This window comes from Thauera sp. K11, assembly GCF_002354895.1.
Lineage (GTDB): Bacteria > Pseudomonadota > Gammaproteobacteria > Burkholderiales > Rhodocyclaceae > Thauera > Thauera sinica.
The window spans coordinates 519,384-545,280 of sequence record NZ_CP023439.1 but is presented as its reverse complement, the minus strand read 5'-3'; the positions used below and the strand labels follow the sequence as shown (position 1 = coordinate 545,280).

Here is a 25,897-nt window from a genome sequence, read left to right as displayed (position 1 = left end):
CGCGAACTGATTGTCGTTGCGGGTGAGGAGCAGCATCAGTTTGGGATGAATGAACGGCTTTGCCCGGCCGACCTGGCGCTCAGCAGAGGCCGTCCGAGCAGACCTTCAAGCGTTACGACACCACGCATTCCGAATGAGGAGGTCGTCATAAGGACAGCGGCGGGAGGACGAAATTGTTCTCGTACCATCGTCGATTCCTCGTCCATCCGTGCTGTGGGGGCCGGTCAAAGACAAGACCGAACCCCACCAATCGCGCTCGCCCAGGCTCCAAGCACCATCCCATCACCGAAGCGCAAGGTATCCCGCTCGCGGTGATCCTCACCGGCACCAACCGCAACGCTGTCACCCAACTTCTCCCCCTGGTCGAGGCGATCCCGCCGATCCGCGGCAAGCGCGGCCGACCGCTGTCGAAACCTCGGCTCGTGCGGGCCGATCGCGGCTACGACCACGACAAGTACCGCCAGCCGCTCCACGCTGCGGGCATCACCACCCAGATCGCCCGCCGCGGCGAGCCGCATGGCAGCGCTCTGGGCAAGCCCCTCTCGATTGTCGAGCGCACCTTGGGTTGGTTGCACAACTTTCGGCGACTGCGCATCCGTTTCGAGCAGCTTGGCCATCATCCATGAAGCCTTCCTCGAGATCGCCTGCTGCGTGATTTGCCGACGATACTTGCAAGAGGCATAAAATGCATTTTATTATAAAGACCCCTCACTTTCCGGTTCGTTCTCCAGGTTTTGCATCACATGGAAATGAAAGACTTCTTAACCCTAGGGCTCAGCTCAGTCGCACTCACCGTTTCAGTCATCTCACTGATCCTGACCTTTCGTCAACGCGCACAGGAGAACGAGCGCGGGGTAAGGAAGCCCTGCAGGACTAAATTTCATCACAAAGACGCGCAATGAACGCTCCCGAAGATCTCAACCGCCTGTATGCCGACGTATCAGACAGCATCGGCAGCGCCATGGCCGACATTCTCACGCTCAACGTCGAGCACAAGGATGGCAAGCGCGAAATCGGCAACATCACCGACAAGCTTCGTGACATCCAGACCCGTTTCGACAGCGAACTGCACCAGTTGAAGACCCATGCCGAGTGGGACACGTTCACCCTGGCGTTTTTCGGCGAGACCAACGCTGGTAAGAGCACGATCATCGAGTCACTACGCATCCTGTTCAAGGAAGAATCCCGCCAAGCACTACTGCGGCAGCATGCCGATGATTTGGAACAGTTCACGCAGGCCCTTACCGCTCACCTCGAACGCGTCCGCAAAGGCCTGCACGCCTTGTACAGCGAATACACGGGTGAACTAGCCGCCATCAGCCAAAGTACCGCCCGACTGGCGCAAATAGTTCAGCACGAAGCCCGAGAGCGAAACACAATTGCCCAAGCCGAAGCTGACGCCAGAACCCGGCTCGCCCAGCAAGAGGCCCAGGCACGCCTTGAGGCGCAGCAACAGGAAGCAGCGCATCGCCAGCAACTCGCCGAACAGGAGTCCCGCGCTCACCTGGCAGCGGAGCAGAAAGAGGCCTGGCAGCGCCTGCAAATCGAGCAAGCGCATGCGGTATCGCGTTCCAAAGTACGTCTGGCGCTGTTCGGTGTCGGCGGGATCCTGATCGGTGCCACGGCTACGGTGGCATTGCTGAAACTGGCAGGAGCCTGAGTTGAGCCGCCATGAACTCGATGAACTGTTCGATGAGGCAACGTCAACGCCCTCGCCAGTTGCCCCCACCGCCACGCCTGCCCTCCAGCACATCGAGGCGCACTCCCCTACCCTCGATGCACTGCTCAATCGCCAACTCACAACACTGCTCGACAAGCTGTTGGCCTATGAACGCAAGAAGGCCCAAGTACACCGGGTAGACGGCCTGATCATCGGTACCGGCGAAGCCGATTTCACCAAGGGCAATACGCTCTATCCCCTGAACTACAAGGGCAAGCGCTTTCAGTTGATCGACGTGCCTGGTATCGAGGGTGACGAAAGCAAGTACGCGCATATGGTCCGTGAAGCGGTGGCCAAGGCTCATCTGGTGTTCTATGTAAACGGCACCAACAAAAAGCCCGAGAAGGCCACCGCGCAGAAAATCCGCGCCTACCTGCGACTGGGCACTCAGGTCTACCCCTTGGTCAATGTGCGCGGCAATGCCGATGCCTACGAGTTCGAGGAAGACCGTAAGTCCCTGACAGGTCACGGCGGCTCCACCGTCGCCTTGCAGCAGACCGAGGAAGTGCTGCGTTCGGTATTGGGCAGCAAGGTCATGCAGCCCGGTCATTGCGTGCAGGGGCTGCTGGCGTTCTCGGCGCTGGCGAGCGATGCGCAGACCGGGCGTACCACGATCGATCCGTCCCGTAGCCCAGACTTGGTTATCCAGCAGCGCAATTACCAGAAGCACTTCGCCTCATCCAAGGCGATGTACGAGTTCAGCCAGATCAAGTCAGTCGCCAAGGTGCTGCATGGCAAACTCGAGACTTTCCGGGAAGACATGATCGAGAGTAACAAGACCAAGGTGCACGAACTGCTTGTCGAGAACGCCGCGACGCTGCAAGCGCTATACGCCACGCACGAAGCATTCGTCGCCAGGACCAAACCGGAGTTTGAGAAGTGCCGTGAAGCGGTCAAGGGGGCCCTGGAGAGTTTCGAGCCGCTGGTCATTGCTGGAAGGAAAAACCTTTGTGATAAGCTCTTTAATGAGCTCAAAGAAAAGGCCGACACGATCATCGAACAGCATTTCGGCGACAACGACGAGATCTCTCGCAAGGTAAATAGTGCATTCAAGGATCGGCAGAAATCGCTCAAAGACGAGTTGCAGAAGCAGTTTATAACGTATCTTACTGGCCTGCGTCAGGATCTGCAGCAGGCCATGCAGCGGCTCCTAGAGGACGTTGCGCGGGTCGAACTCGAGCAAATGCTCTGTGACGCCGATACCCTGAACATCAACTACAAGACACTTGAGTTGGGCTTTGGCCTGGAACTTGGCGACTATGGCTGGATGGCCTTCAACATAGGTTCCTACGCTTTGGCAGGGGCCGGTATCGGTACCGCGTTTCCGGTGATTGGCAACTTGATAGGTGCCATTGCCGGTGCCGTGGCGGGCATTCTGGTCAGCTTGCTGAACTCACTAACCAGCAAGGAAAAACGCATTCGCAAGGCACAAGGGCAAGTGCAGGAAAAGATCAATGAGGCTTGGTCCGAAGCCTGCAAAGCCTTGCAGGAGGAGCACAAGACGCTGTTCGCCCCCGTGCACAAGCAGATTGACGAAGCCGTTTTGTCTCGCGTGCAACAACTCGATGAGTCGCTCAAGCGTCCTCTGAAGATCATCGAGCAGCAGATGGCGCTGATGAACCGTACCAGAGAACAGTTGGAGAACATGCCATATGGAACAATTCAAGCAGTTCAATGTTGAGAAGCAGGCCGCGCTCGAAAGGTTGGAGCAATTGCGTGCGGTGCTCGACGAACTGGGCGAGATGGGTGCGGACGTCGGCAGTGAACTGCAGAAGATCGACTCGGCGGTACAGGCCATCGAGTCCGATGTCCTGCGCATCGCCCTGCTCGGGGCCTTCTCTGATGGCAAGACCAGCGTCATTGCCGCCTGGCTGGGCAAGGTCATGGCCGATATGAATATCGACATGGACGAATCCTCCGACCGTCTGGCCATCTATTCCCCGCAGGGGCTGCCAGAAAAGTGCGAGATCATCGACACCCCCGGCCTGTTCGGCGACAAGCAAAAGAGCGTCGACGGCGAGCCCGTGATGTATGAAGATCTGACCAAACGCTACATCTCTGAGGCGCATCTGATTCTGTATGTGGTGGATGCCACCAACCCACTCAAGGAAAGCCATAACGATATCGTCAAGTGGGTGCTACGGGACCTGAACAAGCTGTCCTCGACCGTTTTCGTGATCAACAAGATGGACGAGGTGACCGACCTCACCGAACAAGTGCTGTTCGATGCCCAGGCCGCGATCAAGGAGGGCAACCTCAAGGCCAAGCTGCAGCGTGCAGCCAACCTCAGCCCCGACGAAATGGCCCGACTGAATATCGTCTGCCTGGCATCCAACCCGAATGGGCGTGGCCTGGAGTTCTGGTTCGGCAAACCCGAACACTATGAAAGCCGTTCGCGGATCAACGACCTCAAAGCCATGACCACCCAGGTATTGCGGCACAATGTTCCGGCGGTGCTGATTGCCAAGACCGGCCTGGATGTCGTGCGCGATGTCGTCGGCCAGCATGTGGTGCGCGCTGAGGAGCAGTTGGAGCGGCTCAAGTTGTTTGCCGAGCAGAATGCCGAGGAGTCGGTACGTATCAGCCAGGACATTGCCAATGGCCGCCGCGAAGTCAAACGACTGGCCGGCGAACTGTCCCAGGAACTGCAAAACCTTGAGAAAGATTTGCTGGGCAAACTCCGCCCTATTTCCCTGGAAAAAATCCGTGAATTCCTTGAGGACGAACTCGGTTACACCGAGGAGAGCGTAGGCTTCAAACTGAACCTGAAGATTAAGAGCGCGATCGATCGCTCGTTTGATCAGTCCTCCAAAGTTACCAGCCGCATCTCTCAGGATATCGGCCGCCAACTCAACTCTAGCGAAAGCTTTCTCAATGCCATGGGCGAAAGTGCTCTCAAGTCGATGGGTGGGGCCGCCAAGGGGATAGCCAACCTGAGCCCAGACATCATCAAGGGCGCGGTATTCGCCGCCCGCGATGCGCTCAGCGCGGTAACGGGTGTTGCGATCAAGTTCAAGCCCTGGCAGGCGACCAAGATTGCGGGAGCCATTTGCAAATGGGCAGGCCCTGCGGGCGCAGTCTTCACCGTTACCTCGGATCTGTTAAACGCATACAAGGCTCATGAGCTGGAACAGGAACTGAAGGACGCCAAGGAGTCTATTACCGAGGTGATCACAAGTGCCTTCAAGGATATCTACGTCATCATCGGTGACAACGAAAAGCTGCTGGACTTCTTTGCCCCGCAGCTCAAGGCGTTTGAGAAAATCGTTGAAACCGTGGAGGAGCGTTCGACGTTCATCAGCACCAGTCAAGCCAAGCTCCAAAGCGTGAAAACAAAGCTGAATGCGCTGATGCCGGCGCCTGCGCGGTCTGAAGCAACGACCTGAACGAACAACAGGGGGGCGCCGCAGGCGCCCACCCCTATTTTTACTGCGTCACTATTAACCCGGCAATCAAATAGAGAATTTACCGAGCGCGGCGAACATGCTCATGGCTGAAATACGCCCGCACACGTGCCGGTATCGCCGCAATGCGCTCCATGCAGGCACGTACCTTCCCAAGCAGCGCAATGGCATTTTGGCTATCGGCCCGGAGCGTGTCGCCGTCTTGAGGTCACGATTCAGATACTCGTCGGGATTGAGTTCCGGCGCATAGGGCGGCAGGTAAAACAGCTCGATCTTTCCGACATGCTCAGCGACTCACTCACGAACACGGTTGGCACGATGCACACGCAGGTTATCGACGATCAGAAACACCTTACGCTGCGCGTCCTGGATCAGATCCTGCAAAAAGACGATGAAGCGCTCGACATCGATAGCCCCTCGAAGAACGAGAAACGCACCAGCCCCTGCTTGGTGATCGCCGAGATCATCGAGGTCGAGCCACAGCGAGCGGCCGGAAGGGGCAACTCGGGCGTCATCCCCGCCGGCGAGTAACCGCGCACCCAGTTCGAATCCTGGCGAATCGCCGTCTCGTCGCCCCAGTAAATCTCGGCGTCCTCAGCCTTGGCGCGCGTGACGATCTTCGGGTATTCGTCCTCGAGCCACGCCTTGAGCCGAGCTGGATCCTGTTCAAGTGCGCGCTTGGCTGGTCGCTGCGGCGTGAGACCCCAGCGTCGAAGGTACTCGTCAACCGCGCGAATGGGCATGTCGATACCGTACAATTGCTTGATCGCGAGCATGGCCGCACGACGGTTCCACAGCGCGAATTCGAGCTGCAACTGCGCGGGGTTCGAACCGATGATCCTCAAGCGCAACTGCTCTTCTTAAACCAGCGTCAGTGTTCGCCCCGAGCCATGACGGCGACCACGTTGCCCGCCTTTGATGACGGTATCGACGCTGTCCGCTTGAGCACGCCGCGCCATTTCAACACCGTGCCAACATGAACTCCGCAAACCTCAGCGATATGAACCCACGTGTAGCCCTGCTTGCGAAGCACAAACGCCTGGCGGCGAATATGTTCGAGAGTCTCAAGCGGCAGCTTTCTGGCATCGATCTTGTCCATGTCGGAATCTTAGCATAATCTATTTGATTGCCTGGTTAATATTTTACCAATTTGATGCTGTATAATTTAAAAATAGACTAACTTATTGGGGCTGAGAAAGGAATAACCAGTGACTCATAAATTCAACAGCGAGGGGGGGGTGACTGGGTTAGATTTATGGATCCTCAAACTACCCTGGAAATAGACCTTCACGTGGACAAGGACGACCTAGACTACAATCTCCCCTACTGGGAAAAAATGAGGCAAGTATGGGAGCGTTCTCTTGACGCACTTAAACGAGCACAAGCGGAAGGGAAGAAATTTGTCCTTTTTAAACATGGATGGTCGACATCGCGCATAGGCAAAACGACGTCGAGATCGCAAGTTCGCAAACTGATGCAGAGCAGAGAAGCGACGCCATTTATCATCAGACGAAACTCCATTAAGCACGACACCGTATTTCTAGCTTCGATCAGACCGATCAATCGGTCTTGAACTTTTCTTCTACATCTGCGCTGAAAGATACTTTCCGATCGGTAACTGACTTGTCCCGAACATGTAGCGATGGGGATTCATCTTTGTCGTAACATATTGATCATTTTTAGTTTTTTTGTCGCACGATGCTCGGCTAGCATTCAAGCCTATTAGTAATCAGCTGTAACCACAATCTTTTTTAAACAAGAACGCAGGGGATGCACGATGGGAAAACTGATCGACAGGGACGATAGCCGCTGGCTTCCCTAGGCCGGGAACTGGCTCGTTCCGAATGTCCTGTAGTGCGGGTTCATTCTGGTTGTGACATGCTGATCATTCTTGGCAAGGTATAGGAGGTTCTGTCGTAGCGCCTCGCGCCTGTCGTGATCGTGTCGGTCGATTTGCCCCGTGCCTATGCCATGACCGTAACGAGCGTGATGCTCTTTTTGCGCGTTGCTGTTCCAATACGCACCCTTGTCATGCGTGATGACATTCACCCAGTAATCACCGATGCTCCTGGCGATGTGAATGTCTGCTCGATGGTTGCCGTTGTAGAAGATGACGACGTGCAGATGCAAGCCACCCGCATCGTGCCCTTCTTCGATTTTCCACACGTAGCCGTTGATGCCTCGCAGTAACGCGTTGCCTCGCCTGTTGTTGAGCAATTGATCTCGATGCTGACGAATGATGTCTAGCGTGATCTCGTGCTGCCATTCGGGTTTGTAGGTGAGGGTCAGCACAAGGATGACGTGACGTGAGCGCCAGTCGAACATCGCTTGCTCAAGTCCCATCACTCGGTCTGCGTTGCGTACGGCTTTTCGTGCTGTGCTGCCCATGCTGTGCTCCGCCGGTTGTTGATTGAAGATGGAGAGCAACAACCCGCTTCTCATCGAAGGAGGCGACCAGTCGTCACTGCGCTTGCACTGTCTCTACCCGTACCCCGTATTATCCCGTATTGCATAAGAAGCACCGAGACGACCTTGCCGAAAGGTAGCTCGAAGCGAATGAAACTGATAGGACATTTCGAGAAAAGCGAGGGTATTGTTCTCTCCACCGTATACGGAGTTATGGACAGAGTCCGCTTCGGAAGCGTACAGAGGGCGGTTCAGTTTTAGCTGAGGTAGGGATAAAAAAAAACGATGCGCTCGTGCGACAAAATCGCACGAGCGCATCGAGCGCAACAAAACGGCTGTCAATTCCCGACGATTACATGAGACGGGGGACGTTGAAAAATGCCGGGTTCAGGTTGACGACGAGTGGTGCTTTTCGATGGGCTTGCGTAATCCAAATCCTGCCTTGCGACACCAGAACGTCGATGGCGGGAACGAAACGATCCAGCCCACGAACCGGGCCGATACGATGCATCTCGTTGCGATGGATCGTATCCCATCCGTTCATCCAAACATTGTGCAGCAGGTAGCGCTCGATTTTTTCAGCATCGATGACTGCCTGCGGGACTTCAAGCGATGGCGAGAACAGCAGTCGAAACTCTTCCGCATGGAACCACACAATCGAAAATGCGCGTTCAACGGTGTCGACAGTAATCTTGCCTTCCTGACACGAGAAGACATGAAGAATGGCTGCGACGCGAGCAACGTGTTCCATCAATTTCGCGCCAAAGTCGCGTACTTCGTACAAATAGTCGCCCTCGCGCAGCATCGTCTCGACTTTGTTCGCATGGGAGGCCCACTGACGACGCGCCTCATTGTCGAACTCCATGGTGCGACGGGGAACGTCTGCCACAAGTCGCAGATCACCTTCCTCAAGAATATTCCGGAGGCGAGCGTGAAAAACGTCCAAATGTTTCCATTGTGGAGGTTCGCTTAAAACGAAGCGATTGCCGATCATTGACATGGGGCGTGTAACCAAGCAACGCGCGAGAAATCCAGAGCTACGCAGCACGTCACCACGTTTCATCATGAACTTCTCGAGCACTTCGTGTTGCACCATCACCGACAACGTGCAACGCGGATTCGTAGCTGTACGACTATCGGTAGCACGGTCAGTCAGGATAGATTCACCACCCCAAGCCATGTTCAAAGTGGCGAAGTGTTGCTGCATTAAGTCGCTCTTGAGGGCAACATCACCTTCACTGGCATTGACGAACACAGCCTCACCGTCACCTTCAAGAGCAGACATTAACGCCGCGTTCGTCATGTCCTGCCGGACGAGCCGCCGCAAACGCGGTTCCATTGGTTTGATGGTGTCCAGTTCGACCAGCTTGTGCTCAATCATATCGGTCGGCTCCCCCTTTTCGGCGAGCTTCGACATACGCTTAATATGCGCGGTTCGAGTTGACTGCCAGCGGTCAATCGCCTTCACGAAATTATCGCGATGTTTGACGAACCGACGCTCTTCGGCCTCATCATGCTCCCTGATCGGCGACGCGATGAGTTCGTCGATTGCCGTCTTGCGCTCACCGCTTTCAGCAACGACGAGTGCAAAAATAGATGCAGGTTTCACCTGGCCCGTAGGAAGGCGAACATCTGCAACACGTTGAATGATCGCTGACATCGAACTCAAGAAGGACAAGGCCGTCATGGACATCGGCGCCTGAACGATGCCATTGACTTCGATAAGCGCGTCCTCGACGATGTGCGGGAAGGCGTCGATCGGATACTGTTGATTGAGGAAGGGAGCATTCATCGCGTCACCTCCAATTTCACCGCATCACCACGACGTACGGCCTCAGCTCTGAGCAACGCCGAAAACTGGGTATGATGCAGTTTTAGACCATGTTCTGCCAGCGTTGTGATGATTTCCTTACGGCCGACTTTTCTCTCCAACGCATCTGCGATGTCATCGTAGACCTCGGCAAACCGTTGTTGAAATACAGCGATACCAGTGGGCGGCAGGGATTTGATTGCCTCGCTCAAACTTGAAGCTGTGACCTGCTTCGGCACACAATGAATGTCACTGATAGGCTGGTTTCCATCCTTGCTGGGCGCATTCATCCTGCCACCCCACTTTCGCCAGCAATGGATTCATCATTCCCGACCTTCGCAATATCACGCGTCACGATGACAGCGGGCCACAAGAGGCGGCGATTCGCCAATTTGACGGGGCGGACGCCGAAATAGCTGCCAGTTTGACAGTATCGTTTGCGAACGGATTGCCCTTTGACGTGGTTGTTCGCCGCAAACGCGTCCGTCCCCAATCCAACTTCACTTTCAGCTTTCTCTCGGGCCAGCGCCATTTTGATGATATCCATTTTGACTCCTTACTCGATTGCGACACATCTCGCGTGGTCGCTTCCGCATCAACTCACTCTCGCCCTTACGGCACGATGTGAATCGACGAGGTGGAGTTTGAGCCAACCGGAATGCGGCTGATGAGTTATGGTCCCCTATGGTCTGCTATGCCTGCTATGATCTGCTATGGGGCTTTATTCTTTTCAGCGCGTGCTTTATTCGCTTTGTCAACATGCTTTTCTCAAAAAAATTTTCTTTCCCATTTCTATCTAAATAAGAAATTTTCCCGTTGGATGTTCCTTGAAGGGGGGGCGTCTTGTTTATCGCCAATTTGATTAGCTCTTCCCAGACCGCATGATGGTCAGTAGGATCTGATGCCGTTTTAATGGCTTTGGGAATCGTGGAAGACAAGTCTCCACGAAAGCTGAATGCCATCAACTGTGCGTGTAGTGCTGACCGATCGCTTGAACTTGAGCACTCCTTTACGCTGTCAGGGAGCGTGCTTACTGGGGCTCTATTTCCGTCAGCCATGCGCCCTTCTTCACGATTGGGCTGAGTCTCATCAGTTGATAACGCGTATGCCTGCCCTCCCTCGTCGTCTACTTCCAGCCCACACCTTTCGAGATATTGGCTAGCGCTTTTTTTTGAAATACACGTACCGTAAATGTGCTCAGGAATTGGAGTATGACTGCCATCTAAGAAGTGGATGTCCCCTTCTGCATGCATCTTATTAATATGCTTCATATGCCGGCCAGCGATTATTAACTGCTCTTCTTTTCTGGCTTTGGCGTCTTGGAGAACTGGCTCCCAATCTTGAGGGCGATCCGGATGGGTTCGATATGCCTCCATGAAAGCCTGAAGCTCCCCTTCGTCCATCGGAAGCCTCAGCGGCGGAAGAGTAGGCAGTAACCGCGAAAACATCTCCCTATCTTGCTCGGCAAGCCCGAACACCATTCCTACCAGCGCACTCTTCGTAGAAGTGCCGCCGACGCTGGGGCTCACGGCACGCTTTCCTACAATGCAATCCACCCCCGTTACATTCGTCGGGCAAATAGCCTCTGCAATCGCAAGTGTTAGATCAAGGATGCGAATCACCCCTCCTTTGGGCATCTTGACCCTTTCTTGGCTTGTATGTTTCATACCAGACCGCCGCGGTAGAGTTTGGGAGTCGTTGAGGCGACCAGACCGGCCCGTACAGCCTGGTTTTGGCTTGGGACTGTGAGCCCGTCTATGAGTAGATGGCGCACGACCGCCGCGCCGGTCTTCGTGAAGCCCGAACGGTTACGCGCCCCGGTTTTTCCGAGAGCGCTTGCACAAGCAACGAATCTGAAAATCATGTCTGTAATCTCAGTGGCGGTGGACATCGACGTGTCCAAGGCGCACGTCGATGTCGCAGTGCTGGGCGCCAAGCGCGATGCCCAGCGGTTTCGATAACGATACGGAGGACCACTCGGCGCTGGCGGCGACCCTGCAGCCGCTGGGCGTGGCCCTGGTCGTGATAGAAAGCCATCGGCGGCTATGAGGCCGCTCTTACCTGCGCGCTGCAGGCGGCCGGCCTTCCCGTGGCGGTGGTCAATCTGCGTCAGGCGCGCGACTTCGCCAAGTCGATGGGGCGTTTGGCGAAAACCGATGCAATCGATGCGCGCCTGCTCGCGCAGTTCGCCGCAGTGCTGGCGCGCCGCGAGGACCTGGCCTGCCCCATCCGCCCGCTCGCCGACACCCAGCACCAAGTCTTGGCCGCGATGGTCACTCGCCGCCGCCAACTGCAACCGCTGGCCGAGCGCCAGCGGTTGCAGTTGGCCATCCCCGTGGTGCGTCCAAGCATCAAGGCGATGATCGAGGCCATCCGCAAGCAACTCGACGAGGTCGAGGCGCAGATGGTCGGCCACGTGCGCGAACATTACGCTGCGCTCGACAAGCTGTCGTACTCGGCCAGCGGCATCGGCCCGACGGCCAGAGCCAGCCTGACTGCCGAGTTTCCCGAGCTGGGGCGACTGAACCGCCGCCAGATCGCCGCGTTCGTCGGCGTGGCACCGACGGCCAACGACTCGGGCACCAGCCACGGCCGACGGTACATACAAGGCGGGCGCTTCGAGATTCGCCGCGTTGTACATGCCCGCCTGACCATCGCTCGGCACAACCCCGCCATCAAGGTCTTCTACGAGCGCCTGATTGCTGTTGGCAAATTGCCCAAGGTCGCCCTGACCGCCTGCATGTGCAAGCCGCTGACCATGCTGAACGCCATGGTGCGAACCAACACCCCTTGAGACTATTCGCTTCATCTGGCTTGACTCGGCAGACGGTTACTCAATCGTAAATTACGCTATTGTACTTTATTGATTTATATGGATCGCCGTTGCTCTCAAATGCCTACATGGTGCCTACATGAACGCAAAAAGCACTTAGGCCAACCCCGAAGGGTTGGCCTAAGTGCTTGTTTTAATGGTGGCCAGTCGCGGAATCGAACCACGGACACGCGGATTTTCAATCCGCTGCTCTACCAACTGAGCTAACTGGCCAACAGAGGGCGCATTATAGCGGGCTTTCCCACCCTGTCAATCACATTCGGAATACACGCATATGGAATCCCTTGTGCGGGTGCCCACGGAAACGCATTGCGCGGACGGCCATGAAAAAACACGGCGGACGCCCGGCAAGGCGTCCGCCGTGTGCGGAACATCGCTGCCGGCCCATTGGGGAGGCCGGCAGCACCTGCGACTCAGTGGCCGGAAGCGGCGGCTGCGCCGATACCCGTTTCGGAACGGACGCGCTGGGCCAGGTAGCCGGCGCGGTCTTCCTTCGCACGCTGGCTGTTGTCGAGGATCGAGAACAGCCAGATGCCGATGAAGCCGGCAGCCATCGAGAACAGCGCGGGCGAGGTGTAGGGGAACAGCGCCGAACCCTTCGGATTGCCCAGCGTGGCTTCCCAGACCGAGGGCGACACCACGGTGAGCCCCACCGCCACGATCAGGCCGAGGAAACCGCCGATGGTCGCGCCGCGGGTCGTGCAGTCCTTCCACAGCACCGACATGAACAGCACCGGGAAGTTGGCCGAAGCGGCGATCGCGAAGGCCAGCGACACCATGAAGGCGATGTTCTGCTTCTCGAACGCGATGCCCAGGATCACCGCGATGACGCCGAGCGCCACGGTGGTGATGCGGGACACGCGCAGTTCCGAGGCAGAGTCGGCATTGCCGTGCTTGAACACCGTGGCGTACAGGTCATGCGACACCGCCGAGGCACCCGACAGCGTCAGGCCGGCGACCACCGCCAGGATCGTGGCGAACGCGACCGCGGAGATGAAGCCGAGGAAGACGTTGCCGCCGACCGCGTTGGCGAGGTGGATTGCCGCCATGTTGCCACCGCCGACCAGGCCGCCCTTGGCGTCGAGGAACTGCGGATTGGTGGAGACCAGCACGATGGCGCCGAAGCCGATGATGAAGGTCAGGATGTAGAAGTAGCCGATCCAGGTGGTGGCCCAGAACACCGACTTGCGGGCTTCCTTTGCATCCGGCACGGTAAAGAAGCGCATCAGGATGTGCGGCAGGCCGGCGGTACCGAACATGAGCGCCATGCCGAAGGAGATCGCGGAGATCGGGTCCTTGATGAAGGAGCCCGGACCCATGATCGCCTGACCGATGATGCCGGCCTCTTCCGGCGCCTTGCCGGCCGCGGTGGCCACGCCGACCTTGACGCGGACGGCGTCGGCAAACAGCGCCTCGGGCGAGAAGCCGTAGTTCAGCAGCACCATGAAGGCCATGAAGGACGCGCCGCCGAGCAGCAGGCAAGCCTTGATGATCTGCACCCAGGTGGTCGCCGTCATGCCGCCGAACAGCACGTAGACCATCATCAGCGCACCGACGATGACGACCGCCATCCAGTACTCGAGGCCGAACAGCAGCTTGATGAGCTGGCCGGCACCGACCATCTGCGCGATCAGGTAGAACGCCACCACGACCAGCGTGCCCGATGCCGCGAAGGCACGGATCGGCGTCTGCTGGAAGCGGTAGGCCGCCACGTCGGCAAAGGTGAACTTGCCGAGGTTGCGCAGCTTCTCGGCCATCAGGAAGGTGATCACCGGCCAGCCCACGAGGAAGCCGATCGAGTAGATCAGGCCGTCGTAGCCGCTGGTCATCACCGCCGCGGAGATACCGAGGAAGGAAGCCGCCGACATGTAGTCGCCGGCGATCGCGAGGCCGTTCTGGAAGCCGGTGATGCCGCCGCCGGCAGTGTAGAAGTCCGCCGCGGACTTGGTCTTGGCCGCCGCCCACTTGGTGATGAACAGGGTGCCGACGACAAACACCGCGAACATGGTGATCGCCGTCCAGTTGGTGGCCTGCTTCTCCACCTGGCCGAGGTCGCCACCCGCCGCCAGCGCCGCCGCCGACAGGGCGGCCAGCATCAGGCCCGCCGAAAAACGCACGAAACGCCCGCTCATTTGCCGCTCTCCTTGACGATGTCGTGGGTCAGCGCATCGAACTCGGAGTTCGCGCGGCGAACGTAGATGCCGGTGATGATGATGGTGAACAGGATGACGCCGAGGCCGACGGGAATGCCGACGGTCATCACGCCCTCGCCCAGACGCTTGCCCAGGAACTCCTTGTCGAAGGCGATCAGGGCGATGTAGCCGTAATAGACGATCAGCATGATGGCGGTCAGCACCCAGCCATAGGACGTACGGGTACTGACCAACTGCTGGTATTTCGGATTGTTGGTGATTTTCTTCACCAGATCTTCTTCCATATCTCCCTCCACTCGCAATTGGACGAACCGGGCTCTCGCCCGGACGACGACAAGTTAGCCCCGGAGACTTACGATCGGCTTACGAAATGCAACATTCGTTTATCAAGGAAGAAATTCCCTGAATGCCGCTCTTCGGCGCGCGGCAGACCTGCCGGCCTGGAAGGCTCACCCCAGCGGATAGAAGTCGCCGTGCACCGGCGGGGGAACCTGGCGCTGGCTGCGCGGAAAGACGACCTGAGCGAGCGTCCCCTTCCCTGCCGGATTGGGGCTCAGCGAAACGGTGGCGCGGTGCAGCTCGGCAATTTCGCGCACGATGGGCAGGCCCAGGCCCGAACCATCGACACCGCTGCCGAGCACGCGGTAGAAGCGTTCGAAGACCCGCTCGCGGTCGGCCTCCGGGATGCCGACGCCCGTATCCTCGATCTCGAAGATCGGTGCGCCGGCGTGCCGCGTGCGCGCGGTCACGCTGCCGCCGCGCGGGGTGTACTTGATGGCGTTGTCCATCAGGTTCTTGATCATCTCGCGCAGCAGCACCGGGTTGCCTTCGATCTGCAGGCGCTGCCCGGCATCTTCCACGCCGAGGTCGATCCCCTTGGCGAGCGCGCGCGGAAAGAGATCCTGCGCCACCTCGCGCACCACCGCCCCGAGATCGAGCGGCTCGACGGCGTAGAGCTTCTCGAAGCTGGCCTCGGCGCGGGCCAGCGACAGCAACTGGTTGATGAGGTGCGCCGCGCGGTCGGTGCTTTCGGCGATGTGCGCCAGCGAGCGACGCAGTTGCTCGGGGTCGGTCTCCTGCAGCGCGAGATCGGTCTGCATCTTGAGACCGGTCAGCGGCGTGCGCATCTGGTGCGCGGCATCGGCAATGAAGCGCTGCTGCGCCTGGAGGTTTTCCTCCAGGCGCACCATCATGCCGTTGTAGGCGACGATCAGCGGGCGCACCTCTTCGGGCACGCTTGCCGGCTCCACCGGCGACAGGTCGGTGGGGCGCCGCACGCGGATCAGGCTCTGCAGCCGGTTCAACGGCGCGATGCCGCGCGACAGGCCGACCCACACCAGCACCACCGCGAGCGGGATGATGGCGAACTGCGGCAGCAGCACGCCGGTGACCACGCGCGAGGCGAGGTCGGTGCGCTTGTTGCGCGTCTCGGCCAGTTGCACGATCACCATCGGCAAGCCGTTGCCGCCCGGCGGGCGCAGGAACTGGTAGGCGACGCGTACCTCCTCGCCCTGTATCACTTCGTCGCGGAACAGCACTTCGTCGATGATGGGCGTCGGCGGCCGCGGCGCAGGCGGGATGTCGGCGTCGCCGCTCAGCATCTCGCCGTATTCGTTCGTGACCTGGTAGTACAGCACGTCGTCCTGGTCGGCACGGAACAGCGCCCGCGGCGGCGCCGGGAAGCTCATCGTCAGTTGCCCGTTCTCGACGGCAACGAAGCGCGCCAGCGTGCGCGTCGCGTCGGCCAGCGCGCGATCGTAGGGCTGGCCGGCGATGTTGTCCGCCACGTTGTGCGTGACGATGATGGAGATCGGCCACAGGAACAGCAGCGGCGCGAGCATCCAGTCGAGAATCTCGCCGAACAGCGAGTTCGGCTGGGCCGACGCCCGCCCGCGTACGGAAGTCCTGTCAGATTTTCGCCGCCGGGGTCGCATCCGGGTTTTCCAGGCAGTAGCCGAGGCCGCGCACCGTCACGATGCGTACGCCGCTGTCTTCGAGCTTCTTGCGCAGGCGATGCACGTAGACCTCGATGGCATTGCTGGAGACCTCTTCGCCCCAGCCGCACAGGTGGTCGACCAGTTGGTCCTTGCTCACCAGCCTGCCCACCCGCAGCAGGAAGACCTCGAGCAGGCCGATCTCGCGCGCAGAGAAATCCACCACCTGGCCGGCGATCTTCACCACCCGGTCGGCCTGGTCGTAGCTGAGCCGCCCGACCTCGATGCAGCGCGCCTGCCCGGTGCCGCGCCGCGTCAGCGCACGCGCGCGCGCCTCGAGTTCGGGCAGGGCGAACGGCTTGGTGAGGTAGTCGTCGGCACCGGCGTCGAGCCCGCGCACACGGTCATCCACGCCGTCCTGGGCGGTGAGGATCAGGACCGGTACCGCGGACTTGCGCGCGCGCAGGCGCTTGAGCACCTCGATACCCGGCAGGCGCGGCAGTCCGAGGTCGAGGATCAGCAGATCGTAGGGTTGCGAAGCCAGGGCGGTATCCGCCTCCGCCCCGTCCGCCACATGGTCGACCGCATAGCCACCGCGTCGCAGCGCCCGCCCGATGCCGTCCGCAATGACCGGATCGTCTTCCGCCAGCAGAATGCGCATGAGATTCCGGATGTAAGTTGAATGTAAGCGGGTATCCGTAAAGTCGCCCCCGCTGTTCTCCTTTTGCTCGGTCTTCGGGAACGGGCGCCGCACGCGGCCCGTTCCGGGGAGCGGCCCGCAGCCGCTCCCCGCCGACTTTTCCCCGCAAGACGTTTGAATTATCACACGCCTCGCACCGGCAGGTGCGCGGCGATGCGCCGTTCGCAGGCGTGAACGGACGACGGCCCCGCACATGGCGGGGCCGTCGTCACATGGCTGCAGGACTGCAGCCCCGATGCACCGGGGCTGCGGGCGCGGCAATTACATGCCCATGCCCATGTCGCCCATGCCACCCATGCCGCCCATCGGGGGCAGGGCGGGCTTCTCTTCGGCCAGTTCGCCGACCATGCAGTCGGTGGTGAGCATCAGGCCGGCGACGGAAGCGGCGTTCTGCAGCGCGGTGCGGGTGACCTTGGTCGGGTCCAGCACGCCCATCTCGACCATGTCGCCGTACTCGCCGGAGGCGGCGTTGAAGCCGTAGTTGCCGGAACCCTCGACGACCTTGTTCACCACCACCGAGGCTTCGTCACCGGCGTTGGCGACGATCTCGCGCAGCGGCTGCTCCATCGCGCGCAGCACGATCTTGATGCCGGCGTCCTGGTCGTGGTTGTCGCCCTTCAGGCCGGCCAGGTTGGCGCGGGCACGCAGCAGCGCGACGCCGCCGCCCGGGACGATGCCCTCTTCCACCGCGGCGCGAGTGGCATGCAGCGCGTCTTCCACGCGGGCCTTCTTCTCCTTCATCTCGACTTCGGTCGCGGCGCCGACCTTGATCACGGCAACGCCGCCGGCGAGCTTGGCCACACGCTCCTGCAGCTTCTCGCGGTCGTAGTCGGACGTGGCTTCCTCGATCTGCACGCGGATCTGCTTGACGCGCGCCTCGATGCGCTCGGCTTCGCCGGCGCCGTCGATGATGATCGTGTTTTCCTTGCCCACTTCAATGCGCTTGGCCTGGCCGAGATCGTTCAGCGTGGCCTTTTCCAGCGTCAGGCCGACTTCTTCGGCGATGACCTGGCCGCCGGTCAGGATGGCGATGTCTTCCAGCATGGCCTTGCGGCGATCGCCGAAGCCCGGGGCCTTGACGGCGCAGGTCTTGAGGATGCCGCGGATGTTGTTCACCACCAGGGTGGCGAGCGCTTCGCCTTCGACGTCTTCGGCGATGATCAGCAGCGGACGGCCGGCCTTGGCGACTTGTTCCAGCACCGGCAGCAGGTCGCGGATGTTGGAGATCTTTTTGTCGAACAGCAGGACGAACGGGTTCTCCAGGATGGCGACCTGCTTGTCCGGGTTGTTGATGAAGTACGGCGACAGGTAGCCGCGGTCGAACTGCATGCCCTCGACGACGTCGAGTTCGTTCTGCAGCGACTTGCCGTCTTCGACGGTGATCACGCCTTCCTTGCCGACCTTGTCCATGGCGCGGGCGATGATGTCGCCGATGTCGCTGTCGGAGTTGGCCGAGATCGCGCCGACCTGGGCGATTTCCTTGTTGGTCGAGCAGGGCTTCGACAGCTTCTTCAGCTCTTCGACGGTGGCCACGACGGCCTTGTCGATGCCGCGCTTGAGGTCCATCGGGTTCATGCCGGCGGCGACGAACTTCATGCCTTCGCGCACGATCGACTGGGCCAGCACGGTCGCGGTGGTGGTGCCGTCACCGGCGATGTCCGAAGTCTTGGAAGCGACTTCCTTGACCATCTGCGCGCCCATGTTCTCGAACTTGTCCTTCAGTTCGATCTCCTTGGCGACGGAAACGCCGTCCTTGGTCACGGTCGGGGCGCCGAACGAGCGCTCGAGCACCACGTTGCGACCCTTCGGGCCCAGGGTCACCTTGACGGCGTTGGCGAGGATGTTGACGCCGGCGACCATGCGCTCGCGGGCGGAATCACCAAACTTGACTTCTTTAGCTGCCATTTATTCAGAACTCCGGAATTGTTTCGGTTAGCTGTCCAGGGCGTGCGGGAGGCTTCAAGCCTCGACCACACCCATGATGTCTTCCTCGCGCATGACGAGGAGTTCTTCGCCTTCGACCTTCACGGCCTGGCCGGCATACTTGCCGAACAGCACCTTGTCGCCCACCTTGACGGCCATCGGACGCACCTTGCCGTCGTCCAGGATCTTGCCGTTGCCGACGGCCAGCACTTCGCCCTGGTCGGGCTTCTCGCCAGCGCTGTCGGGGATCACGATGCCGCTGGCGGTCTTGCGTTCTGCCTCAAGGCGCTTGACGATCACGCGATCATGCAAGGGACGAATCTTCATCAGGTTCTCTCCTACCAGGTTTCGACTGTTGCGGGACGAGCCCGCCGGGGAATTCGCTTTTACCGTGCGGACATCGCACGGGGCTGTTAGCACTCACTGCCAACGAGTGCTAATAATAGGGACGAGGTAGCGCGATTTCAAGTCCTGCTCAATCCTGCGGGGCGGATCCGCCAGCGTCGGGGCCGGATGCATCGCGGGAGCGGTCATGCGCCTGGGCGCGCATCTGCGCGACGCGGCGCATGAAGGTGGCAGCCGGTCTGGCGCCCGCGGCGGCGGCCAGGGCGTGCAGTTCCTCCGGCATCAGCCGCAGCATTGCCGCCGGAATCGGCGCGACGCTGCGAAAACCGCGGCCCGCAGCATCGACGAGCCGGCCGGGAATGCCGCCGGCGATCGACAGGTCGCCGAACATCGCGAACTGTTCGAGGAAATCCTCGCCATCGGCCACCCGGAACACGCTGGCCCGCGCCAGCCGCGTCGGCTCACCGTCGTCGGCGCTCAGCAAGGCCCAGCCCCTGGGCAGCAGTGCGCACACCCCGGGCCCGCCGCGCGCAAGGAGACGGTCGATCAGCAGGGCGGGCGTCCAGTTCCGGCCTGTCTGCGCCGACAGCCACTGCGCCCCCGCACCGAGCGAAATCAGATCGGTCTCTTGCATGTTCCAGGCACCGCCCTTCTGCGCCCATAAGAAAGTCTTTTTGCACCGCAACAGCGCATCGGAATCAGTTTGCTACAATTCGATTCCCGCGTGTTTCCCCGGTGCCTCATGGCCACAGAAATCGAACGCAAGTTCCTCGTCTGCGAGACCCGTTTCCTCGACGGCCGCAAGGGCGAACGCATCGTGCAGGGCTATGTGGCAAAGGAACCCGGCGCCATGTCTACACGGGTACGCGTGCGCGCCGACCGCGCATTCCTGACCCTGAAGGGTCCGCGCGAGGGCCTGTCGCGCGACGAATTCGAATACCCCATCCCGGTCGCGGACGCGCAGCACATGCTGGCGCTCTACTGCGGCAACCGCGTCATCCAGAAGACCCGCTACGTCGTCGACTTCGCCAGTCAAGCCTTCGAGGTCGACGTGTTCGAAGGCCGGCATGCGGGCCTCGTCATCGCCGAGATCGAACTGCAGGACGAGCGGACGCCGCTCGTCCTGCCGCCCTGGATCGGGCAGGAAGTCACGCACGATCGCCGCTACGGCAATTACGTCCTGGCCCAGTTCGAAGGGCCGGTCCGGCCGCTCGAACCGGCCGACTTCGCCGCGCCCCCGGGCTTTTCCGCCGGGGTTTCAGGGATTATCGCCGCGCATTGAGCGAACGGCTCGGGGCGCGGCGGTCGCGCGCTTCCGGGTTCCTGCTTCCACCGGCCTGGCGCAGAGCAGCTCACTCTCGTCCTCCAGCCGCTTGACCACCATCACGCCGGCATCGGCCAGGTTTTCGGTGGCGCTTTCGGCAGCATCCAGCGCCAGGTCGAGTGCACTGACGGTCGTTTCGAGTTCACGCGGCGCCCATTTGTGCAACTCGCGTACGGCCGCGTGCGCACAGCGGTGCGATATGCCCCACTGCGCCTCGGCGACCTTTACCAGGTCGATCAGCCAGCCCGACGTCAGGTGCAGGGATTCGTGGAACAGGCCGCGCAACTCCTCGGCCATGCTGTGATCGCCGGCGCTCCCGGCCGGCGCCATGGCCCGCCGCAGCGACGTGTCCGCGCTCGCCTGCAGCGCATGCAGGGACAGGCCGCCGAGCCGGTGCAGCGTGTCGAAGGTGAGCATCGCCGCATCCCTGGCGTTGGCCAGCGACTGCGTCTGGTAGTTGGAGATGGTGGTTGGTGACAGCATTTTTTTCTCCCGCTTCATGTCGCGCACGGAACCTCCCGCTGCGCTGCGGCACGTGCGCCGCTCCGGCCCGCCGGTCCGACATCCGTTCCGGCACCGCCGCGGCGATCCTCCGCTTATCGACGTTGATTGTGCGACTGCAGCCGGCAAAGTCTCGCGCACTTGCTCACGAATCGTGTGAAGCCGTGCCGGGGCGACCCCGCCTGGCCGGGTCTCGCGCCAGGCAAACCCGCCGCGCCCGTCGCCGCCGGAATCCTGCACCTTGCGGCTTTGCCGCAACAAGGGGGCACGGTTATGCTTGGCACAAAAACCACACAAGGTGCGTCCGATGTCCTCGTCCACCTCGCTCCCGCCGCAGGCTCTCTACACCGCGTGCGATCCGGCGTCGCTGCAGTTCCGGGACACCGACGAGCTTCCGGAACTCGACGCCGCGCTGATCCACGCACGCGCCGTCGAAGCGCTGCGGCTCGGCCTCGACATCCGGCACACCGGTTACAACCTGTTCGTGCTCGGCGAGACGGGTAGCGGCCGCCACGCGATCGTCGACCAGTTGCTCGAGGACGAGCGGCGCAACGGGGATCGCCCGGCGGACTGGTGCCACGTCTACAACTTCGCCGACGCCGCCCGGCCCGACCTGCTGCGGCTGCCCTGCGGCCGCGGCGCCCGCCTGCGCGACGACATGCAGCACTTCGTCGAGGAACTGGCGCCGGCCATCACCGCGGTATTCCAAAGCGACGAATACCGCGGCCGCATCGAGGCGATGCAGGAGGAACAGAAACAGCGCGAGGAGGCTGCGCTGCATGCGCTCGGCCGCGAGTCCGCCGAACTCGGCGTGGCGCTGCTGCGCACGCCGCACGGATTCGCCTTCGTGCCGATGAAGGGTGAGGGAACCACGCTGTCGCAGGAGGAATTCGAACGGCTTCCCGAGGAACGGCAGCGGGAACTCGCGGCGCACATCAAGACGATGCACGAGCGCATGCACAAGCTGACGAACGAGTTCCCGCGCTGGCGCCGCGAATTGCAGAACCGCATCAAGCAGGCCGGCAGCGAAGCGCTGCGCATCACCGTGACCCACCTGATCGACGACCTCAAGCCGGCCTATGCCGACCTGCCCGAAGTCGTCGCCTATCTCGACGCGGTACTGCAGGACATCGTCGAGACCGGCGAATCGCTGCGCGAATCCTCGCAGAGCGAGGGCGACACCGAGACCACCACCTACTCCGGCAGCCTCTCGGTGCAGCGCTACCTGGTGAACCTGCTGGTCGAGAACCCGGCCGACGGCACCCGCCCTGTCGTGTCCGAAGACCATCCCACGCTGCAGAACCTCGTCGGCCGCATCGAGCACGTGGTGCACATGGGTACGCTGATGAGCAACTTCACGCTGATCCGCGCCGGTGCGCTGCAGCGGGCCAACGGCGGCTTCCTGGTGCTCGACGCGGTCAAGGTGCTGTCGCAGCCGTACGCCTGGGAAGGGCTCAAGCGCTGCCTGAAGGCCGGCCGCATCCGCATCGAGTCGCTGTCCGACATCATCGGCCTCACCAGCACGGTGCAGCTCGAACCCGAGCCGATGCCGCTGGACCTCAAGGTGGTGCTGGTCGGCGAGCGCCTGATCTACTACCTGCTGTGCCAGTACGACACCGAGTTCCCGCTGCTGTTCAAGATCAACGCCGACATGGAAAGCGAGATCGAGCGCAGCCCGGACAACACCGCCGCCTACGCCCGTCTGGTCGCCACGCTGGCGCGCCGCGACGGCCTGCGGCCGCTGTCGGCCGCCGCGGTGGGGCGCACCATCGAACATGCGGCCCGCCTCGCGAGCGATGCCCAGCGTCTGACCACCCAGACCCTGCCGCTGAGCGACCTGATGCGCGAGGCCGACCACTTCGCCGCCAAGGCCGAGGCCACACGCATCGAAGAGCGGCACGTCGAGGCCGCGCTCGACGCCCGCCGCCGGCGCAACGACCGCATCCGGGAGCGCTACGTCGACAGCATCCTGCGCGGCCAGTTGCTGGTCGCCACCGACGGCGGGCACGTGGGCCAGATCAACGGCCTGGCCGTCGTGCTGCTGGGCGAGAGCACCTTCGCCCATCCGGTGCGCATCACCGCCACGGTGCGCGTCGGCGAAGGCGAAGTCGTCGACATCGAGCGCGAAGTCAAGCTGGGCGGCCCCATCCATTCCAAGGGCGTGCTGATCCTGTCGTCCTTCGTCGCGTCGCGTTTCGGCCTGACGCTGCCGCTGTCGCTGAAGGCCAGCCTGGTATTCGAGCAGTCCTACGGCGGCGTCGAGGGCGACAGCGCCTCGCTGGCCGAGCTTGCCGCCCTGCTGTCGGCCCTGTCGGGCGTACCGCTGAAGCAGTCGCTGGCCGTCACCGGCTCGGTGAACCAGTTCGGCGTGGTGCAGCCGGTGGGCGGCATCAACGAGAAGATCGAAGGCTTCTTCGACATCTGCGCCGCCCGCGGCCTGACCGGAGAACAGGGCGTGCTGATCCCGCGCGCCAACGCCTGCCACCTGATGCTGCGCCCCGAGGTGGTGGCCGCGGTACGCGAGGGGCGCTTTCGCGTGTGGGCGGTGCAGGACGTCGACGAGGCGCTCGAACTGCTCACCGGCCTGCCCGCCGGCAAACCGGACGAAAAGGGCGAAATGGCCGAAGGCTCGATGAACGCCCGCATCGCGGAGGGGCTCCGCAAGCTCGCCGCAATGCACAGGAAGTTCTCGCGGCAACCGGAAGACGAAGAGAAGAAGGCCGCGTCCGCCACGGAAGGCCCGGGAAGCGCCGGCTCCTGATGCAACCGGGCCGGCGCGCAACGGCCGGCCCGATCACACGCCCATCCGCGTCATGCCCCATTCCCGAGCCGGAGCAGCAGCCACGCCAGCCTGTGCCGCGATACGCTGCGCCGCTCGCCCTGCGGCAAGGCGTCGATCTCCTTCCTCAGCGCGGCGATCTCCCGGCGCAACGTCACCTCGGCCGGGGTGAAGCCGGCATTCTTCAGGATGCGGATGACCATGCGCTGCTCGGGCGAAACGAGCGGCTCGTCATCGAACCGCAGCGGCTTTCCCGCCCCCGGCAGGCCGTCCAGCTCGCCGCGGCGGATGGCTTCCGCGATGCGCTGCTCGGCAAGGATCTCGAAGATCGAACTCATCGCACCGGCCGCCGCGCGCCGCCCGGGCGCGCATCCCGGCCCGGGTCAGTGGCCGAAGCTGTCGGCGTCGAACATCTGCGGATCGGGCCGGTCCAGCGCGGTCACCGCCGCCAGCTCGTCGTCGGCCAGGGCGAAGCCGAACACGTCGAGGTTCTGCGCGAGGCGCGCCGGGTCCGACGATTTCGGCGTGGGGATGAAGCCCTGCTGCACATGCCAGCGCAGCACCACCTGGGCCGGCGTGCGTCCATGGCGCTCGGCGATGCGGGTGATGACGGGATCGAGCAGCATCTGGTTGCCGCGCCCGAGCGGCCCCCAGGTTTCGGTCGCAATGCCGCGCTCGCGGTGGATCGCAACCAGGTCGTCGCGCCGGTGGTAGGGGTCGAGCTGGATCTGGTTGACGTGCGGCACCATGCCCTTGTCGAAGAGCCGCTGCAGGTGCGCCGGCTTGAAGTTCGAGGTGCCGATCGCGCGCACCAGGCCCGCCTCGAGCAGGCGCACCAGACCTTCGAAGGCTTCCACGTAGCGATCCTGGTCGGGATTGGGCCAATGCACCAGCAGCAGGTCTACATAGTCCAGCCCCAGCCGCGCCAGGCTTGCCTCGCACGCCTGGCGCGCACCCTCCACGCTGTGCCACTTGCGGTTGAACTTGGTGGTGACGAAGACATCCTCCCGGCTCACGCCGGAGTTGCGGATGCCCTCGCCGACGCCGCGCTCGTTCTCGTAGTTCTCGGCGGTGTCGATCAGGCGGTAGCCCATGCGCAGCGCGTCGGCCACGGTGACGGCCGCCTCGGCATCGTTCATCGGCCAGGTGCCGAGGCCGAGCCGGGGCATCTTCACGCCATTGGCGAGGGTGGCGAGGGGTGCGGGATCGATGGTCACGGTAGTCCTTTCCATGTTGCGTTGGTGAGCCTGTAGTTTCGCCCATCGGCGCCTGCCGCGCATCCTCTCGTGCGCGGCGACCCGGACCGCCCGCCCGGTCATCGTGGCGGCGCGCTCCCTCCGGCTGCACGCGCCGCCGCACGCTGGCGATGCTCGCGCAGGCAGGCGACCACCTCGTCGTCCTCGACCTGCCGGAACTGGAGCGGGGCGGATCGCCCCAGGGCCCGGCCATCCCTCATGCGCGCTGCGGCTGCAGCAGTTCGATGCGGAATTCCGGTTCGTAGGGCGGCACGCTGCATTCGATGATGTCGTGCGGCGCGATGTCGAGCCTCACGCCGACGACGTCGGCGCGCACCGGCAGGCGGGCCACGCCCCGGTCTACGAGGATGGCCGAGAGAATCCGCGCCGGCCGCCGCCGCGCCAGGTAGGCGACCACGCGCAGCAGCGAATGGCCGGTGTAGAGGACGTCGTCTACGATCGCCAGCGTACGGCCCTCCAGCACGGGCAGGGGCTGGCCTTCGTTCTCGCTCAGCCGGGTCTCCGGGTACAGCAGCGTGAGGTCGTCGGCGTAGCGCGTGACCTTCAGGTCCGCCCGCAGCGGTGGCGGCAGGCCATGGCGCTGCCGCATGCATTCGCCGATGCGGTCGGCCAGGGGCGCGCCACGGCGCAGGATACCGACGATCACCGCGGGCTCGCCGCCGAGCAATCCGGCGAGCCTGCGCGCCATGTCTTCGACGATCACGCACGACTGCGCGGTGTCGTACAGGCAGGTGCGAACGCCGGAAGGTCGGTCCATGCTGTCCTCGCGCCGGGGAAATGCCGCGGTTCGGGGTGCCGGCGGATGGCGC

General features: G+C 61.8%; 22 protein-coding genes, 1 tRNA gene and 3 pseudogenes. 7 read left to right on the top strand and 19 right to left on the bottom strand.

Going from position 1 to position 25,897, the window contains the following annotated elements; genetic code table 11:
* Positions 1-156: 156 nt before the first annotated feature.
* From CCZ27_RS02545 to CCZ27_RS02530, 4 genes and pseudogenes are all read left to right on the top strand, one after another.
* Positions 157-684, top strand: a pseudogene (locus CCZ27_RS02545) (transposase); the annotation flags it as partial.
* Between the two features lie 214 nt (positions 685-898).
* Entirely contained in the window at positions 899-1,660 is a 762-nt protein-coding gene (locus CCZ27_RS02540) for a hypothetical protein (RefSeq protein WP_096445220.1), read from the top strand.
* Between the two features lies 1 nt (position 1,661).
* Positions 1,662-3,401, top strand: a complete 1,740-nt coding sequence (locus tag CCZ27_RS02535; RefSeq protein ID WP_096445219.1) for a hypothetical protein — start codon at positions 1,662-1,664, stop codon at positions 3,399-3,401.
* Positions 3,373-5,106, top strand: coding sequence for a LeoA/HP0731 family dynamin-like GTPase (locus CCZ27_RS02530; protein ID WP_096445218.1), 1,734 nt, complete (start codon positions 3,373-3,375; stop codon positions 5,104-5,106). The genes CCZ27_RS02535 and CCZ27_RS02530 overlap by 29 nt, the downstream gene beginning before the upstream one ends.
* Positions 5,107-5,172: 66 nt before the next feature.
* Here CCZ27_RS02530 and CCZ27_RS24140 read toward each other — a convergent pair.
* The 7 genes and pseudogenes from CCZ27_RS24140 to CCZ27_RS23235 form a co-directional block, all read right to left on the bottom strand.
* Positions 5,173-5,900, bottom strand: a pseudogene (locus CCZ27_RS24140) (IS630 family transposase).
* Between the two features lie 95 nt (positions 5,901-5,995).
* Positions 5,996-6,223, bottom strand: a complete 228-nt coding sequence (locus tag CCZ27_RS24135) for a helix-turn-helix domain-containing protein (RefSeq protein ID WP_232516539.1) — start codon at positions 6,221-6,223, stop codon at positions 5,996-5,998.
* A gap of 719 nt (positions 6,224-6,942) precedes the next feature.
* On the bottom strand, positions 6,943-7,554 hold the full coding sequence (locus tag CCZ27_RS02520) for an inovirus-type Gp2 protein (RefSeq protein ID WP_232516538.1): 612 nt from the start codon (positions 7,552-7,554) through the stop codon (positions 6,943-6,945).
* A gap of 328 nt (positions 7,555-7,882) precedes the next feature.
* A complete protein-coding gene (locus CCZ27_RS02515; protein ID WP_096445217.1) occupies positions 7,883-9,322 on the bottom strand; it encodes a YfjI family protein in 1,440 nt (479 codons plus the stop codon).
* Complete coding sequence (locus CCZ27_RS23240) at positions 9,319-9,630, bottom strand: hypothetical protein (RefSeq protein ID WP_157748416.1); 312 nt, start codon at positions 9,628-9,630, stop codon at positions 9,319-9,321. The genes CCZ27_RS02515 and CCZ27_RS23240 overlap by 4 nt, the downstream gene beginning before the upstream one ends.
* The gene (locus tag CCZ27_RS02510) at positions 9,627-9,887 is read right to left on the bottom strand and encodes a hypothetical protein (RefSeq protein ID WP_096445216.1); all 261 of its coding nucleotides are present in this window, start codon (positions 9,885-9,887) and stop codon (positions 9,627-9,629) included. The genes CCZ27_RS23240 and CCZ27_RS02510 overlap by 4 nt, the downstream gene beginning before the upstream one ends.
* 154 nt (positions 9,888-10,041) lie before the next feature.
* Entirely contained in the window at positions 10,042-11,007 is a 966-nt protein-coding gene (locus tag CCZ27_RS23235) for a hypothetical protein (protein WP_157748415.1), read from the bottom strand.
* Between the two features lie 195 nt (positions 11,008-11,202).
* Here CCZ27_RS23235 and CCZ27_RS02505 point away from each other — a divergent pair.
* Positions 11,203-12,134: pseudogene (locus CCZ27_RS02505) on the top strand (IS110 family transposase).
* Between the two features lie 176 nt (positions 12,135-12,310).
* Here the strand turns inward: CCZ27_RS02505 and CCZ27_RS02500 are convergent.
* The 8 genes from CCZ27_RS02500 to CCZ27_RS02465 form a co-directional block, all read right to left on the bottom strand.
* Positions 12,311-12,386: transfer RNA gene (locus tag CCZ27_RS02500), tRNA-Phe, on the bottom strand.
* Positions 12,387-12,586: 200 nt separating this feature from the next.
* Complete coding sequence (locus CCZ27_RS02495) at positions 12,587-14,305, bottom strand: cation acetate symporter (RefSeq protein ID WP_096445215.1); 1,719 nt, start codon at positions 14,303-14,305, stop codon at positions 12,587-12,589.
* Positions 14,302-14,610 (bottom strand): DUF485 domain-containing protein, encoded by a 309-nt coding sequence (locus tag CCZ27_RS02490; RefSeq protein WP_096445214.1) that lies wholly within the window; start codon positions 14,608-14,610, stop codon positions 14,302-14,304. Before CCZ27_RS02490 ends, CCZ27_RS02495 begins: the two co-directional genes overlap by 4 nt.
* Positions 14,611-14,775: 165 nt before the next feature.
* Entirely contained in the window at positions 14,776-16,260 is a 1,485-nt protein-coding gene (locus CCZ27_RS02485) for a sensor histidine kinase (protein ID WP_096445213.1), read from the bottom strand.
* Positions 16,235-16,921, bottom strand: a complete 687-nt coding sequence (locus CCZ27_RS02480) for a response regulator transcription factor (RefSeq protein WP_096445212.1) — start codon at positions 16,919-16,921, stop codon at positions 16,235-16,237. The genes CCZ27_RS02485 and CCZ27_RS02480 overlap by 26 nt, the downstream gene beginning before the upstream one ends.
* Before the next feature lie 300 nt (positions 16,922-17,221).
* Positions 17,222-18,865 (bottom strand): chaperonin GroEL, encoded by a 1,644-nt coding sequence (groL, locus tag CCZ27_RS02475; protein WP_096445211.1) that lies wholly within the window; start codon positions 18,863-18,865, stop codon positions 17,222-17,224.
* 54 nt (positions 18,866-18,919) lie between these two features.
* Entirely contained in the window at positions 18,920-19,210 is a 291-nt protein-coding gene (gene groES, locus CCZ27_RS02470) for a co-chaperone GroES (protein WP_004262792.1), read from the bottom strand.
* 148 nt (positions 19,211-19,358) lie between these two features.
* A complete protein-coding gene (locus tag CCZ27_RS02465) occupies positions 19,359-19,862 on the bottom strand; it encodes a hypothetical protein (RefSeq protein ID WP_096445210.1) in 504 nt (167 codons plus the stop codon).
* Between the two features lie 108 nt (positions 19,863-19,970).
* On the opposite strand from CCZ27_RS02465, the gene CCZ27_RS02460 reads away from it, so the two are divergent.
* Positions 19,971-20,510, top strand: a complete 540-nt coding sequence (locus tag CCZ27_RS02460) for a CYTH domain-containing protein (protein ID WP_096445209.1) — start codon at positions 19,971-19,973, stop codon at positions 20,508-20,510.
* On the opposite strand, the gene CCZ27_RS02455 is transcribed toward CCZ27_RS02460, so the two are convergent.
* Positions 20,487-21,062: a hypothetical protein gene (locus CCZ27_RS02455; protein WP_157748414.1), complete on the bottom strand. Its 576-nt coding sequence runs from the start codon at positions 21,060-21,062 to the stop codon at positions 20,487-20,489. The genes CCZ27_RS02460 and CCZ27_RS02455 overlap by 24 nt on opposite strands.
* A gap of 298 nt (positions 21,063-21,360) precedes the next feature.
* Between CCZ27_RS02455 and CCZ27_RS02450 the strand changes: the two genes are divergently transcribed.
* Positions 21,361-23,814 carry a Lon protease family protein gene (locus CCZ27_RS02450; RefSeq protein WP_096445207.1) on the top strand — a complete coding sequence of 818 codons (2,454 nt, stop codon included), beginning with the start codon at positions 21,361-21,363 and terminating at the stop codon, positions 23,812-23,814.
* Between the two features lie 50 nt (positions 23,815-23,864).
* On the opposite strand, the gene CCZ27_RS02445 is transcribed toward CCZ27_RS02450, so the two are convergent.
* The 3 genes from CCZ27_RS02445 to CCZ27_RS02435 all read right to left on the bottom strand — a co-directional run bounded on the left by CCZ27_RS02445 (position 23,865) and on the right by CCZ27_RS02435 (position 25,845).
* Positions 23,865-24,170 carry a DnaJ family domain-containing protein gene (locus CCZ27_RS02445; RefSeq protein ID WP_096445206.1) on the bottom strand — a complete coding sequence of 102 codons (306 nt, stop codon included), beginning with the start codon at positions 24,168-24,170 and terminating at the stop codon, positions 23,865-23,867.
* Positions 24,171-24,215: 45 nt separating this feature from the next.
* Positions 24,216-25,064 carry an aldo/keto reductase gene (locus CCZ27_RS02440; protein ID WP_096445205.1) on the bottom strand — a complete coding sequence of 283 codons (849 nt, stop codon included), beginning with the start codon at positions 25,062-25,064 and terminating at the stop codon, positions 24,216-24,218.
* Between the two features lie 220 nt (positions 25,065-25,284).
* Positions 25,285-25,845, bottom strand: coding sequence for a phosphoribosyltransferase family protein (locus tag CCZ27_RS02435; RefSeq protein WP_096445204.1), 561 nt, complete (start codon positions 25,843-25,845; stop codon positions 25,285-25,287).
* Positions 25,846-25,897: the final 52 nt, after the last annotated feature.